The organism is Streptomyces sp. NPDC046335, from assembly GCF_055587985.1.
In genome coordinates this window covers 485,269-498,942 of the sequence record NZ_JBVJFF010000005.1, presented here as the reverse complement: position 1 = coordinate 498,942, position 13,674 = coordinate 485,269, and the positions used below count along the sequence as shown (strand labels likewise).

General features: G+C 69.6%; 17 protein-coding genes and 1 riboswitch. Of the genes, 7 read left to right on the top strand and 10 right to left on the bottom strand.

Going from position 1 to position 13,674, the window contains the following annotated elements:
• Window positions 1-19: 19 nt before the first annotated feature.
• Complete coding sequence (locus ACZ6JY_RS14695) at window positions 20-994, bottom strand: glucosyl-3-phosphoglycerate synthase (protein WP_469195855.1); 975 nt, start codon at window positions 992-994, stop codon at window positions 20-22.
• A gap of 155 nt (window positions 995-1,149) precedes the next feature.
• Window positions 1,150-1,278: riboswitch (SAM riboswitch) on the top strand.
• On the opposite strand from ACZ6JY_RS14695, the gene thrC reads away from it, so the two are divergent.
• The 4 genes from thrC (at window position 1,272) to groL (ending at window position 5,522) form a co-directional block, all read left to right on the top strand.
• On the top strand, window positions 1,272-2,588 hold the full coding sequence (gene thrC, locus ACZ6JY_RS14690; RefSeq protein WP_469195853.1) for a threonine synthase: 1,317 nt from the start codon (window positions 1,272-1,274) through the stop codon (window positions 2,586-2,588). It overlaps the preceding riboswitch by 7 nt.
• Window positions 2,589-2,689: 101 nt before the next feature.
• Entirely contained in the window at window positions 2,690-2,965 is a 276-nt protein-coding gene (locus ACZ6JY_RS14685; protein ID WP_447038979.1) for a MoaD/ThiS family protein, read from the top strand.
• A 420-nt stretch (window positions 2,966-3,385) separates the two neighbouring features.
• Window positions 3,386-3,589: a cold-shock protein gene (locus ACZ6JY_RS14680; RefSeq protein WP_005315736.1), complete on the top strand. Its 204-nt coding sequence runs from the start codon at window positions 3,386-3,388 to the stop codon at window positions 3,587-3,589.
• Window positions 3,590-3,896: 307 nt separating this feature from the next.
• Entirely contained in the window at window positions 3,897-5,522 is a 1,626-nt protein-coding gene (gene groL / locus ACZ6JY_RS14675) for a chaperonin GroEL (RefSeq protein WP_469195851.1), read from the top strand.
• Between the two features lie 102 nt (window positions 5,523-5,624).
• Here the strand turns inward: groL and ACZ6JY_RS14670 are convergent, their stop codons facing one another.
• From ACZ6JY_RS14670 to ACZ6JY_RS14660, 3 genes are all read right to left on the bottom strand, one after another.
• Complete coding sequence (locus tag ACZ6JY_RS14670) at window positions 5,625-6,899, bottom strand: esterase/lipase family protein (RefSeq protein ID WP_469195849.1); 1,275 nt, start codon at window positions 6,897-6,899, stop codon at window positions 5,625-5,627.
• 352 nt (window positions 6,900-7,251) lie between these two features.
• Window positions 7,252-7,926 (bottom strand): Uma2 family endonuclease, encoded by a 675-nt coding sequence (locus tag ACZ6JY_RS14665; RefSeq protein ID WP_469195847.1) that lies wholly within the window; start codon window positions 7,924-7,926, stop codon window positions 7,252-7,254.
• A gap of 59 nt (window positions 7,927-7,985) precedes the next feature.
• Window positions 7,986-8,855: a hypothetical protein gene (locus tag ACZ6JY_RS14660; protein ID WP_469195845.1), complete on the bottom strand. Its 870-nt coding sequence runs from the start codon at window positions 8,853-8,855 to the stop codon at window positions 7,986-7,988.
• A 475-nt stretch (window positions 8,856-9,330) separates the two neighbouring features.
• Between ACZ6JY_RS14660 and ACZ6JY_RS14655 the strand changes: the two genes are divergently transcribed.
• Complete coding sequence (locus ACZ6JY_RS14655) at window positions 9,331-9,474, top strand: hypothetical protein (protein ID WP_469195843.1); 144 nt, start codon at window positions 9,331-9,333, stop codon at window positions 9,472-9,474.
• Window positions 9,475-9,501: 27 nt separating this feature from the next.
• Here the strand turns inward: ACZ6JY_RS14655 and ACZ6JY_RS14650 are convergent, their stop codons facing one another.
• Together ACZ6JY_RS14650 and ACZ6JY_RS14645 are read right to left on the bottom strand one after the other, a co-directional pair.
• A complete protein-coding gene (locus ACZ6JY_RS14650; protein WP_469195841.1) occupies window positions 9,502-9,774 on the bottom strand; it encodes a DUF397 domain-containing protein in 273 nt (90 codons plus the stop codon).
• A complete protein-coding gene (locus ACZ6JY_RS14645; protein ID WP_469195839.1) occupies window positions 9,755-10,597 on the bottom strand; it encodes a helix-turn-helix domain-containing protein in 843 nt (280 codons plus the stop codon). Before ACZ6JY_RS14645 ends, ACZ6JY_RS14650 begins: the two co-directional genes overlap by 20 nt.
• Window positions 10,598-10,712: 115 nt before the next feature.
• On the opposite strand from ACZ6JY_RS14645, the gene ACZ6JY_RS14640 reads away from it, so the two are divergent.
• Complete coding sequence (locus ACZ6JY_RS14640) at window positions 10,713-10,922, top strand: hypothetical protein (RefSeq protein ID WP_469195837.1); 210 nt, start codon at window positions 10,713-10,715, stop codon at window positions 10,920-10,922.
• Entirely contained in the window at window positions 10,919-11,149 is a 231-nt protein-coding gene (locus ACZ6JY_RS14635) for a hypothetical protein (protein WP_469195835.1), read from the top strand. The genes ACZ6JY_RS14640 and ACZ6JY_RS14635 overlap by 4 nt, the downstream gene beginning before the upstream one ends.
• 91 nt (window positions 11,150-11,240) lie before the next feature.
• On the opposite strand, the gene ACZ6JY_RS14630 is transcribed toward ACZ6JY_RS14635, so the two are convergent.
• From ACZ6JY_RS14630 to murQ, 4 genes are all read right to left on the bottom strand, one after another.
• A complete protein-coding gene (locus tag ACZ6JY_RS14630; protein ID WP_469195833.1) occupies window positions 11,241-11,510 on the bottom strand; it encodes a type II toxin-antitoxin system RelE family toxin in 270 nt (89 codons plus the stop codon).
• The gene (locus ACZ6JY_RS14625) at window positions 11,507-11,794 is read right to left on the bottom strand and encodes a type II toxin-antitoxin system Phd/YefM family antitoxin (RefSeq protein ID WP_469195831.1); all 288 of its coding nucleotides are present in this window, start codon (window positions 11,792-11,794) and stop codon (window positions 11,507-11,509) included. Before ACZ6JY_RS14625 ends, ACZ6JY_RS14630 begins: the two co-directional genes overlap by 4 nt.
• 68 nt (window positions 11,795-11,862) lie before the next feature.
• The gene (locus ACZ6JY_RS14620; protein ID WP_469195829.1) at window positions 11,863-12,198 is read right to left on the bottom strand and encodes a helix-turn-helix domain-containing protein; all 336 of its coding nucleotides are present in this window, start codon (window positions 12,196-12,198) and stop codon (window positions 11,863-11,865) included.
• A 140-nt stretch (window positions 12,199-12,338) separates the two neighbouring features.
• Window positions 12,339-13,352 carry an N-acetylmuramic acid 6-phosphate etherase gene (murQ, locus tag ACZ6JY_RS14615; protein ID WP_469195827.1) on the bottom strand — a complete coding sequence of 338 codons (1,014 nt, stop codon included), beginning with the start codon at window positions 13,350-13,352 and terminating at the stop codon, window positions 12,339-12,341.
• Between the last annotated feature and the right edge of the window lie 322 nt (window positions 13,353-13,674).

The window sequence follows — 13,674 nt, the reverse complement described above, 5'->3', positions numbered from 1 at the left end:
AGACACGACGGACGAGCGCTTACGCCACACGCCGGTGCGCGTACTCGGATATCCCGGTCATCGGAGGCCGTTCCTCCGTGTCCACCGCGTAGGTACGCGGCACGAACCCGTGCTCGCCCCGCTCGAACTGCGTCAGCTCCGGGCGTACGAGGTGTCCGCGCGCGAGCCGCAGCTGCGCCGTGCGGTAGATGGCCGCCGCCATCCGTCCGAGCGCCTGCCCGTCCTGGTGCCGGTGCCTGCGCACCCCCACGTCGACCTGCGCGAGCGCGTCGAGCCCGACGGTGTGCAGCGCGTCGACGAGCAGCCCGAGCTCCACCCCGTATCCGACGGGGAAGGGCAGCCGTTCGAGGAGGGATCTGCGGGCCGCGTACTCGCCGCCGAGCGGCTGGACGAACCCGGCGAGCAGTGGCCAGTGCATGTTCAGGAGGGGGCGCGCCATCAGCTCGGTGACCCGCCCGCCCTGGCCGGATGCCCGGCCCCCGGAACCGGTCGGGTCGGGCTCGGCGCCGAGGGGGCGGTCGTACATCGCCTTCACGAAGTGCACGTCGGGCTCGGTCAGGAGCGGGCCCACTATCCCCGTCACGAAGTCGGCGGAGAACTCCTTCAGGTCCGCGTCGACGAACGCCACGATGTCGCCGTCGGTGACCAGGAGTGAGCGCCACAGCACCTCGCCCTTGCCCGGCACGGCCGGGAGGCGCGGCAGTATCGCGTCCCGGTGGACGACCCTGGCGCCCGCTTGCCGCGCGACCTCGGCGGTGCGGTCGGACGAGCCGGAGTCGATCACCACGAGCTCGTCGACCAGCGGCACCCGCTCCATCAGCTCGCGGCGGATCTCGGCGACGATCGCGCCGACGGTCCGCTCCTCGTCGAGGGCGGGCAGGACGACGCTCACCGTCGCGCCGGACGCGCGCTTGGCCGCGGCCAGCCGGTCCGCCGGACGGTCGGCGACCGACCAGGAACGCCTGCTCAGCCAGCGCTCGGCCTCTTCCAGCACGGTCAGGGTCCTCCCATATGTGATCCATCTCGCGGTTCGGACGACTATCTCAGGGGTCCGGGGCTTCGGTTACAGTCTTGAACAACGTCGGTGGCCATCGCATGTCGGGGTCACCGCCGCGTTCCGACCAACAACTGAAACCCATAATCGAAAACCGCTCATCCAGAGGGGCAGAGGGAAACGGCCCGTTGAAGCCCCGGCAACCATTCCGCCGACCGCGAGGTCACGGCGGGGAAGGTGCCAATTCCGTCTCGCGGCGAGATGCGTCGCGAGGAAGATGAGGAGAAAGGGCCTCGCCTCCATGGCTGTTCAGACCGTCGCCACCGAAACGACCCACACCGTCGACCTCGGACCGGCCTCCGGCCTCGTGTGCCGCGAGTGCGGCACCACGTTCCCCCTCGGCCCCATTTTCGCCTGCGTCGAGTGTTTCGGGCCTCTCGAAGTCTCGTACGACCTGCCTCTCGGTGACCCTGAGTCACTGCGCGCGCGGATCGAGGCGGGCCCCGCCAACATCTGGCGCTACGCCCCGCTGCTGCCCGTCCCCGCCGACGTGGCCGACAAGCCGAACCTGAACCCGGGCTGGACCAAGCTCGTCAAGGCCGACAACCTCGCCCGTGAGCTCGGCGTCGAGCAGGGCAAGCTGTTCGTCAAGGACGACTCCGGCAACCCGACGCACTCCTTCAAGGACCGCGTCGTCGCGCAGGCCCTCGAAGCCGCGCGCGCCTTCGGCTTCACCACGCTCTCCTGCTCCTCCACCGGCAACCTCGCGGGCGCCGTCGGTGCCGCCGCGGCCCGCGCCGGCTTCCGCTCCTGCGTGTTCATCCCGCACGACCTGGAGCAGGGCAAGGTCGTCATGGCCGCGGTCTACGGCGGCGAGCTCGTCGGCATCGAGGGCAACTACGACGACGTGAACCGCTTCTGCTCCGAGCTCATCGGCGACCCGCTGGGCGAGGGCTGGGGCTTCGTCAACGTCAACCTGCGGCCCTACTACGGCGAGGGCTCCAAGACCCTCGCGTACGAGATCTGCGAGCAGCTCGGCTGGGAACTGCCCGACCAGCTCGTCATCCCGATCGCCTCCGGATCGCAGCTCACGAAGATCGACAAGGGGCTCAAGGAGCTGATCGCGCTCGGTCTCGTGGCGGACAAGCCGTACAAGATCTTCGGCGCCCAGGCCGAGGGCTGCTCGCCGGTGTCGGCCGCGTTCAAGGCCGGGCACGACGTCGTGCGCCCCCAGAAGCCGAACACCATCGCCAAGTCGCTGGCCATCGGCAACCCCGCCGACGGGCCCTACGTCCTGGACATCGCGCGTCGCACGAGCGGCGCGGTGGAGGACGTGAACGACGAGCAGGTCGTCGAGGCGATCAAGATCCTCGCCCGCACCGAGGGCATCTTCGCGGAGACCGCCGGCGGGGTGACGGTGGGCGTCACCAAGAAGCTCGTCGAGGCGGGGCTCATCGACCCGGCCCTCACCACGGTCGTGCTGAACACGGGGGACGGGCTCAAGACGCTTGACGCCGTTGCCGAGACCTCTCAGGCGACCGCCACGATTCCGCCCAGCCTTGAGGCGTTTCGCGCCGCGGGTCTGGCCGAATAGCCGCCGCAGGGCCCGTGGTCCGCTGTCGGCCGCGGGCCGTGGTCCGTCCTCGCGCAGTTCCCCGCGCCCCTGACGGGGCCCGTACCTCTGAGGTGAATCCCATGAGCGTGAACGTCCGTATCCCCACCATTCTCCGTACCTACACCGGCGGGAAGGCCGAGGTCGCCGCCGAGGGGGGCAACCTCGGTGAGGTCATCGCCGATCTGGAGAAGAACCACGCCGGCATCGCCGCGCGCGTCCTCGACGACCAGGGCAAGCTGCGCCGCTTCGTCAACGTGTACGTGAACGACGACGACGTCCGTTTCGAGCAGGGTCTCGAAACGGCCACCCCGGACGGCGCCGGTATCTCGATCATTCCCGCCGTCGCCGGTGGCTGATCATTTGTCCGAACAGCCCGCATGAGCTGAATTGCCCCCTCCGCGAGAGAAGCGGAGGGGGCAATTCAGCATGGTTGAGCGCGGTACAGTTGGGAAACGCGCTTCGCCGTCAGTGTCGAGTGCATATCCGAAGTCGGCCCGGAGTCGACAAGAAGTAGCCAATGCGTGCTGCCTTTATGGGTCTTCTGTGGCTTTTGCCCGGCCCGAATTGCCCTGGAATCCGGGGAACTCTCCGCAAATCTCCGATCAGTCATGCCCAGAATTCTCGTCCGATTGACCTGTTGCAGAGGGCAGTTGGGCAGATACATTCAGCGGCGGTCGACGCGTTCCGGCGCACACCCCCAATCAATGGGGGGTGAGGTCTGACCCGGGTCCGCGAAGTGCGGTCCTGTGCAAGGGCCAGAAATAGGGGAGTTCGGCATGGCTCAGGGCACCGTCAAGTGGTTCAACGCGGAGAAGGGGTACGGCTTCATCGCGGTCGACGGTGGTGCGGATGTTTTCGTCCACTACAGCGCGATCCAGATGGACGGCTACCGCACCCTGGAAGAAGGTCAGCGAGTCGAGTTCGAGATCTCGCAGGGCCAGAAGGGTCCGCAGGCGGACATGGTCAAGCTCGCCGTCTAGCTCGGCGCGAACGGCCACCGACGCAAGCATCGTGAGGGGCTCGTATCCCATGGGGGTACGGGCCCCTCATGTGCGTCCTGCTCCGGGGCGGAGTCTGTCCGAGACCGTGAGAGGCGCTTGCACTCGCAGGGGTCGAGTGCTAATCATTGGGCTTAGCACTCTCCCAGTGAGAGTGACAGAACTTGGATCGGGTCGGTGAGGCCCGCAGGCCGGGTGGGGCAAGGAACCACAAGGCTTGCAGGCCGTCCGTCGCGGGCGCTGGCGCGATCCGGAAGCATGCCACCCCTGTCCGGGAGGACCACTTCACATGGCCAAGATCATCGCGTTCGACGAGGAGGCACGGCGCGGCCTCGAGCGCGGCATGAACCAGCTCGCCGACGCCGTCAAGGTGACCCTGGGCCCCAAGGGTCGCAACGTCGTCCTCGAGAAGAAGTGGGGCGCCCCCACGATCACCAACGATGGTGTTTCCATCGCCAAGGAGATCGAGCTCGAGGACCCGTACGAGAAGATCGGCGCCGAGCTGGTCAAGGAGGTCGCGAAGAAGACGGACGACGTCGCCGGTGACGGCACGACGACCGCGACCGTCCTGGCCCAGGCCCTGGTGCGCGAGGGTCTGCGCAACGTGGCCGCCGGTGCCAACCCGATGGCTCTGAAGCGCGGCATCGAGAAGGCCGTCGAGGCCGTCTCGGGCGCTCTCCTCGAGCAGGCCAAGGATGTCGAGACCAAGGAGCAGATCGCTTCGACGGCCTCCATCTCCGCCGCCGACACCCAGATCGGCGAGCTCATCGCCGAGGCGATGGACAAGGTCGGCAAGGAAGGCGTCATCACCGTCGAGGAGTCGCAGACCTTCGGGCTCGAGCTTGAGCTCACCGAGGGCATGCGCTTCGACAAGGGCTACATCTCGGCGTACTTCGCCACCGACATGGAGCGTATGGAGGCGTCGCTCGACGACCCGTACATCCTGATCGTCAACTCGAAGATCTCGAACGTGAAGGACCTCCTTCCGCTCCTCGAGAAGGTCATGCAGTCCGGCAAGCCGCTGCTGATCATCGCCGAGGACGTCGAGGGCGAGGCCCTGTCGACCCTGGTCGTCAACAAGATCCGTGGCACGTTCAAGTCCGTCGCCGTCAAGGCTCCGGGCTTCGGTGACCGCCGCAAGGCCATGCTCGGCGACATCGCCATCCTCACCGGTGGCACCGTCATCTCCGAGGAGGTCGGCCTCAAGCTGGAGAACGCCGGTCTCGACCTGCTCGGCCGTGCCCGCAAGGTCGTCATCACCAAGGACGAGACCACGATCGTCGACGGCTCCGGTGAGAGCGACCAGGTCCAGGGTCGCGTCAACCAGATCCGCGCCGAGATCGAGAACAGCGACTCGGACTACGACCGCGAGAAGCTCCAGGAGCGCCTGGCGAAGCTCGCCGGCGGTGTTGCGGTCATCAAGGCCGGTGCCGCGACCGAGGTCGAGCTCAAGGAGCGCAAGCACCGCATCGAGGACGCCGTTCGCAACGCGAAGGCCGCCGTCGAAGAGGGCATCGTCGCCGGTGGTGGCGTGGCCCTCATCCAGGCCGCCGCTGTCTTCGAGAAGCTTGAGCTCGAGGGCGACGAGGCCACGGGTGCCGCCGCTGTGAAGCTGGCCCTTGAGGCCCCGCTGAAGCAGATCGCGGTCAACGCCGGCCTTGAGGGTGGCGTCATCGTCGAGAAGGTCCGCAACCTTCCCATCGGCCACGGCCTGAACGCCGCGACCGGTGAGTACGTCGACATGATCGCCGAGGGCATCCTCGACCCGGCGAAGGTCACGCGCTCTGCCCTGCAGAACGCCGCGTCCATCGCCGCGCTGTTCCTCACCACCGAGGCCGTCATCGCCGACAAGCCGGAGAAGGCGGGCTCCGCCCCGGCCGGCGGCGGCATGCCGGGCGGTGACATGGACTTCTGATCCCTCGCGGATCAGCGGTTCATCGCTTCACGCGAACCGAGGGCGGCACTCCTTCTCACGAAGGGGTGCCGCCTTCGGGCGTTTCCGAGTGTCGCTACGGCGCTACGGCAGGCGGTCCATGAGCCAGGTGCAGAGTTCCTCGGTGACCAGGGTGTGGCCCTCGTTCCGGGAGGCGCAGAGGAACTCGTCCAGTTCGCTGTCCTCGGCGGCGGAGGCCGTGACCGGCCCGTACAGCTTCTCGTGGGTGTCGATGTCGCGCAGGGCGATCGCGCTGACCGCCGGGACGAAGCAGTGTGCGCGGATGTCGGCCTGGGAGCCGAGGCCGATGAGGGCGGGGATCTTGTCCAGCTCGTCGGCGAGGATGCCGAAGCCCTCCAGGGTGCCGCCGGGGGCGCCGTCGATCTCGGGGATGTCCGAGGTGTGGATCTGCGGTTTGCGCAGGGTCACCACCCGCAGCTGTGCGACGAGCTGGTTCTCGCCCGCGGACTGGGTGTGCAGCCGGGTGCCGGTGATGGCGAGGCCCTTGCCGTGGAAGGCCTTCTCACCGCCGCGGATGCCGTTGCCCTCGCCGGTGCGCACGCCGTTGGCGACGCCGATCTTCTTGGGCCGTGACGGCCAGCCGCCGACGCGGTCCAGTTCGGCGATGAACTCGACGCGGTCCTTGTCGGTCTCGGGGGTGTCGTCCCACTCGGTGATGTGCTGCCACAGGAGTTGGCGGGCGGCCGGGCTGTTCATCTGGTTCGAGAAGGCCCCGTTGAGCTTGCGGATGTAGTGCGCGAACGACTGGAGGGCGAGGGGGATCCAGGCGCCGCGGTGCGGGCTGTCGTAGGAGAAGTACAGGCCGGTCTGGTGGTCGTTCTCCTCGCCGCCGTCGTGCTCCATCTTGGCCAGCGCGTACCGCGTGACGAGGCCGCCCATGCTGAAGCCGCCGACGGTCAGCGGGTGGCTGCCCTTGCGCCGCGCGATCGTCTCGATGATCGCGGCCCTGGCGACGTCGGCGTTCTCCAGGATCGAGGCGCTGCGCTCGTCGAAGCCGAGCAGGATGACGTCGTACCCGCGGGCGCGGAGCTCGCTGAGGAACGGGTACGGGCCGCGCTCCAGGATCTCCCAGGAGAAGGCCAGCTCGCTGGGTCCCGAGTTGAAGCCGTCGCCGAGGATCACCGGGCGGGTCAGGCCCAGCTTGGGGTTGGCGAGGTACACCCAGGCCGTGCCGCCGGGCAGGGCCCACTCGTCGTCCGGAGCCGGTGCCTCGGCCGGGGCTTCCCTCGCTTCTCTCGGGCCGGGGGCCAGGGTGATGCGGGCGGCGGAGCCCAGGGCCTCGGAGACTCTCGGGTCGGTGGGCTCGTGCGGTTCGTCAGTCGTGCCGTACTCGGTCATGAAGGGTCCCCTCCGGTCGTGCCGCTGCGGTGACGTCCGCGTGCCGGTCACGTGCGGTGCCATCTTTGGTACGTCGGGTGGACGCGGGGTAGGGCGAGCGCCCGAATCGCGCGGGCGGTCAGGTCCTTTCGGACAGCGCGGCTTCGGCCGGTTACGCGTGGGGCGTGGGGGAGTACGGCTTCCTGGCCAGGGGTGCGCGGACGGCGGCGGCGGAGGAGGGCCCGCCCGGTGGCGGCGCGTCGGCCAACTCACCGCACGGCCGGTCCTGCGACGCCCCCCCCGGAGCGAGCCAAGTCTGTCGCGAAGCGGACCCGGGGGCCGGGCGGGGGCGGGGCCGGGAGCGGAGCCGGGGTCAGGTCGTGTAGTCCTTGAGCTTCTCGGTTTCGAGGGTGATGGCGACGGGGGAGGGGAGGCGGACGGTGGAGCCGTAGTGGTACGGGTGGCGGCTCTGATAGCTGCCGTTCTCCGGGGAGCTGTACACGACGGCCGTGTTGTTGTCGCGGTCGATGAGGAGGTAGACCGGGATGCCGGCGCAAGCGTAGGCGCGCGGCTTCTCCTGCCGGTCGCGGCGCTCGGTGTCGCGGTCGCCGGAAGTGACCTCGACGGTCATCAGGACTCCGTCGGCGGAGGCCCACTCCTCCTGCCCGGCGAAGTAGCCGACAGGGGCCAGGGCGCCGTCCGGCCTGACGCAGCCCCTCCGGTACGTGTCGATGCGCAGGCCCTGTTCCGGATACAGGGCCAGCTCGGGGCGTTGCATCATGCACTGCCGGAGCACCCACATGATGATCTCGCCGTGGTCGCCGTCCGGCACGGGTTTGACCTCTAGCTTTCCGTCGATGAGTTCGAGCGTGACGGTCTCGGGGGCCACGCGTGCGAGCTCCTCGAAGTCCTCGACGCTGATCGGGCCGTGCTTGACGCTCACCTTGCCGCCGAGGAACGCGAGCGACACGGCCTCCGGGGCGCGGCGTGCCAGCTCCTCGAATTCCTCGGCGGACATCTGGGGGCGTTCATCGGTGCCAGGGGTCATGGTGGTGCCTCCTCGCTCCCATCGTGCCCCGGACCTGTGCCGCCGGACCGTTGGAACGGTCATGCGTGTGTCCTTTCCCTCGGGTTGCCCGCGGCGGTACGTGCCGCTGCTGCGTGGGCCCTGACTGCCTCGGGGGGCAGGGGGGCCGTGCGGGGCGGGGTCGGATTGCCTCGGCAGGGGCCGCAGGTGCCGCCCGGGAGGGCCTTTGCGCTGCCAGGGGCACCGCATCTGGAGCACTCCAGGACGCGCAGGGCCCGCGGGCGGACCGGTGGTTCCGGGGGCAGCTTGGAGGTCAGGCGGCTGCGGACCAGGGCCGCGGGGCTGTGTACGGGGGTGGGCAGGCCGCTGGTGAGGGCCCGCAGGATCTCCGGCTCCGTCGCGCCCCGCTCGAACCACGGCGTGACCCGCGGTTCCAGTGCCACGCAGTCGGCGTACGACAGGGACAGCGCGGGGGCCGTCCGGCCGAGGGCTGCCAGCAGGATGAACGCGCGGCTCCTGGTGGGATGCCGGGGGCCGTCCGGCTCCGCCTCGGGCACGTCGCCGCGCGTGAACGCCGCCCACCAGGTGTCGTCCCGCGCGGTACGCGAGAACCACGTCCGGGTGATCCAGCGGGCGGTGCCCTCTCCTCGTACGTGCTCCCTGCCGCGCCGCAAGTGGCCTGCGGCCTGGAGCCTGTTGAGGGCCGTGCGGAGGGCGCACTGCCCGTACGGGAGGTGCTTGGCCAGGGTCTTCACGGAGATGTCCGTGCCGTCGGGGAGCCGGTCCACGTACGCGGCGATGGCCGCCTCGCGGGGCGGCAGGTGCGGGAAGTCCTGGTTAGTCCTGGGGAGTTGGCCGGGCGCCGAGCGCTTTCCGTAGCCGGGTCCTGCCAGGGGGTGTGGGGTCGTATGCGGGGCGATGGGGTCGGTACTACTCTTGGGCTCAGCCATGGGATCGCTTTTCTAGTGGGTTCGATCTTCGTGGTCAGACCCCCGCAGGTGTTCGCAGCACCGGGCGGGGGTTGTTCGTTATGTGGGCACGCTAGAGCTTCGTAACCCTGCGTGGCAAGCCGAACGCGGAATGTGCGCGGCCATGTCAACGGCCGGGGAGGGAGGGTGGGTTGAGGCCCACCTCCCCTTCCGCAGAATGAGGGCTCGGGGCTTGCGGCTTGAGCTTCGGTGGCGCCGCCGTATGGGCGGCGTCCCAGCAACTTCCGACCGAACAACTCCCGTCCGGACACGTGTAGTTGCGCGTACGTCCCTGGATACTGGCGGCATGCCGAATGACGAGGAAGGGTGGCGGCCCCGGGGGTACACCGGCCCGGGTTGGGAACCACCCAAGGGACCTGGCGGCGGGCCGCCCCGGGACGGCGGGCGCCCTCCCGGAGGGCCCTCCCGCCCCCGCTCTCGCTGGAGCGTGCCGGGCGTGGTGGCGGTGATCCTGGCCGTGGTCTGGAGCGTCCTGGCCTACCAGTGGGTCGAGCAGCACGACTGCGAGGTGGTCGAGTCGTACGGGCTTGTCGTCTCCCACGGGACTCCCGACTTCTGGGAGGGGTGCGGGGACGAATAGGCCCCCCGCGCGACGCGTCCGCCGTTCCTAGGGTGCTTTCACCGCGCCGAGGAACGCGGACCACGCGGTCGCGTGGAACGTGAGCCGGGGGCCCTCGGGGTTCTTGGAATCACGGACCGGAACGACTCCGGGGTGCCCGTCAGCGACCTCTAGGCAGTTGCCGCCTTCGCCGCCGCTGTACGTGGACTTGCGCCAGGTGGCGACCTCCACGCAGTCGCTGCCGCTACCGCCGCTGTAGCTGGACTTGTGCCAGACAGCGGTGCTCAGGTCGTACTCGTACTCACGGGTGAAGTTCTCCATGCGCGTAATCCTGCGCCACTGACTCAAGCAGAGCCAGGGATTCCTTCGGGGAGAGTGCTGCGGCCTGGAGGAGGTTGAACGTCAAGGTGTGTCGGCTGACAGTGCCCGGGTCGTCAAGAAGCTTGCCCATGTCTGGCCCTTCGACGAAGGAAAGCGGGGGAGCGTCCTCGAACTCCATGAGCTTCAGAGATCCGGTCATGGAGGCGTGTGCCCCTGCGTCGAAGGGCAGTACCTGCACGATGGCGCGGTGCGTGTGCGCGAGAGCCGCCACATGGCGGAGGGCCTCGGCCATCACCGCGTCGCCTCCAGTCCGTCTCCTGACGGCGGCTTCGTCGAGGATCACCCACAACAAAGGGGTTGTTGGGTCGTCGAGAAGAGACGCACGTTCAAGGCGGGCTGCGACGAGGGTGTCGATCTTCTCGCCCCGGGCTGTTGGGTGGTAGGCGCGGAAAACCGCGTCCGCGTACGCCCCGGTCTGGAGCAACCCCGGGATCAAGGTGGTTGCGTACTCCCGGATCTCCGTGGCTACCGCCTCCGCCTCGGCCGCTTCGGCGAAGTGGTCGGGATACCGGGACTTGGCGAGAGCCCCGCAGTTGCGGGCGAAAAAGCCCCCCGTGTCGAGTACCTCGTCGAAGTGCACCGCGTACTCCAGGTGCATCCGCCGCGTCCCGGCCTCCAGTTGGCCGATGAACGAGCCGCTCACGAACAGCGGCGCGCCCAGCGCCTCCTGGCTGAGGCCGGCCCGTTCGCGCGCGTGGCGCAGTTCGGCGCCGAGGAGGGCTCGGGGGTTGGAGGACGGGTCCAGGTCCTTGGGTCGCGTCATGGGCAACTATCCATCCGACACGGGGGGTTGTTGGGTGGCCTGCGCTTCTCAGCGTACGCAGAGTCGGCCACGCTAAGTGAGCGAAGAGCAACACTGGGTGTGAGAGGCAGAGATCATGGCGCTGACGGCGGAAGAGCGGTTGCGGGCGGCGGAGGAGGTGGTCCGGCAGGTCAGGGCGGGGCTCGCGGAGGTCGGGGTGACGTTGCCGTCGCTGCGGGTGGACCCGTTGAGCGTGGCGGGCGCGCTGCCGCTGGTGGAGCTGGGGCGCTGCAACCTGGACACGGCGCTGCGGCTCGCGGCGGTCCTTGAGGGGGCCGCGCGATGAGCGAGGACCCGGAGGTGCCGGAGGCGGGGACGTACGCCGTGGACCACAGGGACGGCAGCGTGGGCGAGGTGATGGGCTGTGAGGGCGGCCTCGTCCAGCTCAGGCCGATCGGCGGCGGCCGGGAGTGGGACTGCCCGCCGGGGGAGGTGGGGCGGGCGCCGACGATGGAGGTCCTGCGGGAACGGGTGCGGGAGCTGAACCGTCAGGCCCAGTCGAGGCCGCGGTGATCGTTCCGCAGCCTTGGCCGTGGTCGTGGCCGTGGCGTGGCCGGTGGCGCCGGGCTGCCGGGTGCGCGGGGTTCCGGGTCTCCGGCCGGGCTTACAGGCTGCGGTAGACGTCGCGGCGGTTGCCGACGTGGACGACGAGGATGACCAGGACGTCGTCCTGGATCTCGTAGACGACGCGGAAGCTTCCGACGCGCAACCGGTACAGGCCGTCGTGGCCGGTGAGCTTCTTCGTGTCGGCGTCGTCCCGGTGGGGGTCGTCCCCGAGTGAGGCGAGGGCCGTCAGGATGCGCAGTGCCTGTTGGCGGTCGATGGAGCGGAGCTGGCGCTGGGCGTGGGTGGTGAAGCGGAAGGCGTACTTCACGCGGCGTCGCCCTTGGCTTTGGCGCCGTCGTCCTTGCCATCGCCTTCGAACAGGTCCGCCAGCAGCTCGGCCATGCCGACGGTGGGGTCGTCACGGTGGCGCTCGGCCTCGCGTGCGGCGAGCTCGTCGGCGGCCTCGTCCAGGGCGTCCAGGACCTCTATGGGCACCAGGGCGGCTACGCGCTTTCCCTTACGCGTCAGCACGGTCACCTCGCCGGCCTCGGCCTTGTCGACGACCTCGGCGAGGTGAGCACGGGCTTCCCGGATGGTGACGTTCTCGCTCATACTCCGAGTGTACGCAGGAGTGTGTACACCTGCGCGGGGATTCGGCCCGGCTGCCGTTGACGGTGAGATCAGGCCGCCGGGTGGCCGGTGAATCTGACCTCTTCGTGGTCGGCGTCCAGGGCGATGTTCAGGGAGGCGTTCATGGCCGTGGCCACGCGGCGCAGGAGGGGCAGTGTGGGGACCGCGTCCGCGCCTTCGATGCGGGAGATCTTGGCCTGAGTGAGGCCCGCGCGCTCGGCCACCTCTGCCTGGGTGAGGTCGAGCTCGACGCGGCGGTCGTAGACGGCCCTGGCGAAGGCCATCGCGAGGCGGATCTCAGCGCGTTCGGTCTCGGCCTCCGGTGACTCCGAGTGCCCCTCAAGGAGCTTCCTCTCGCGGGCCGGCTTCCAGCGGGTGTGGCTCATTTCGCGTCTCCGTCCTTGGCTCGGTCGTACGTCAGATGGGCAGGGCCGCGTACTCCTCGATCTTGCGGTGATGCCGATCGGTGAGGAGCTCCAGTCACGCGCTTCGCCGGATCGAGTGGTGGCCCGAACTGGTGTGGGGGCTAGCTGGGGTGGGTGTTGTCCAGGGCTGCTCGGAGGTGGCCGTTGGATGTGGTCAGGAGTTCGGCGGCGGTGGGGGCGTCCACCTTGCCGAGGATGGTCAGGATGGCGTTCTTCACCTCTCCGTCGGTGGCGGCGAGGGCGGCCTCGATCTCTTCGTCGGAGGCGCCCGTCGCGAGCGCGACGATGCGGCGGGAGCGGGCGCGCAGCTTCTCGTTCGACGCCCTTACGTCCACCATCAGGTTCCCGTACGTCTTGCCGAGGCGGATCATCGTGATCGTCGAGATCATGTTGAGGACGAGCTTCTGGGCCGTGCCCGCCTTCAACCGGGTTGAACCGGTGAGGAGTTCGGGCCCCACGACGACCTCGATGCCGTGCTCGGCCGCTGCCGCGAGGGCGCTGTCCGCGTTGCAGGACAGGCCGATGGTGAGGGCGCCGTAGCGGGCGCGGGCGTGTTCGACGGCGCCGATCGCGTACGGGGTGCGGCCGGAGGCCGAGATGCCGACGACGACGTCGTCCTCGGTGAGCCCGAGGCCGTCCAGGTCCTGGGCGGCCAGCTCCTTGCTGTCCTCGGCGCCCTCGACCGACTTGACCATGGCGCTCGGGCCGCCCGCGATGAGGCCGACGACCTCCGCCGGGTCGGTGTTGAAGGTGGGCGGGCACTCGGAGGCGTCGAGGACGCCGAGGCGGCCGGCGGTGCCCGCGCCCGCGTAGATCAGGCGGCCGCCGCGGGCCATGCGCTCGGCGGTGCCGTCGATGGCGGCGGCGATCGCCGGGAGCTGCTCGGCCACGGCCGTGGGGACGGTGGCGTCCTCGCCGTTCATGATCCGTGCGATCTCCAGGGTGGGCTGCCGGTCGATCTCCGAGAGCTCTGGCCGGAACGCCTCGGTGGTGAGGGTGGCGAGCTGGGCGCGGAGCTCTCCGTAGTCCCCGTGCCGGGGGGTGTCGCCGAGCCGGGAGGTGCCGTGCTCGCGGTCACCGGGGTGGGAGGGGGTGGCGTCGGTGGTGGAGGTCATGGCGTCTGCGGCTCTTCCGTGTCTCGTGGGTGAGGGGGGTTGGGGGTTGGCCGTTCCGAGCGAGCCCGCTCGGACCGGCCGACGCTGAGGGCCGACGGCTGGGCCTGGCGGGGCCCAGCGGCCGGGGCCCAGCGGTCAGGCACTAGGGATCGGGGTCTAGGGATCAGGGTCTAGGGATGAGGTCCCAGTGGTCGGGGCGTGGCGGTCAGACCCTAGGGGGCAGTCTCTAGGGGCCAGGCCCAGCGGTCAGGGCCGGCGGTCAGGGTCTAGCGGTCAGGGCCCAGGCTCAGTAGTCAGGGTCTAGGGACCAGGGCCAGGGCCA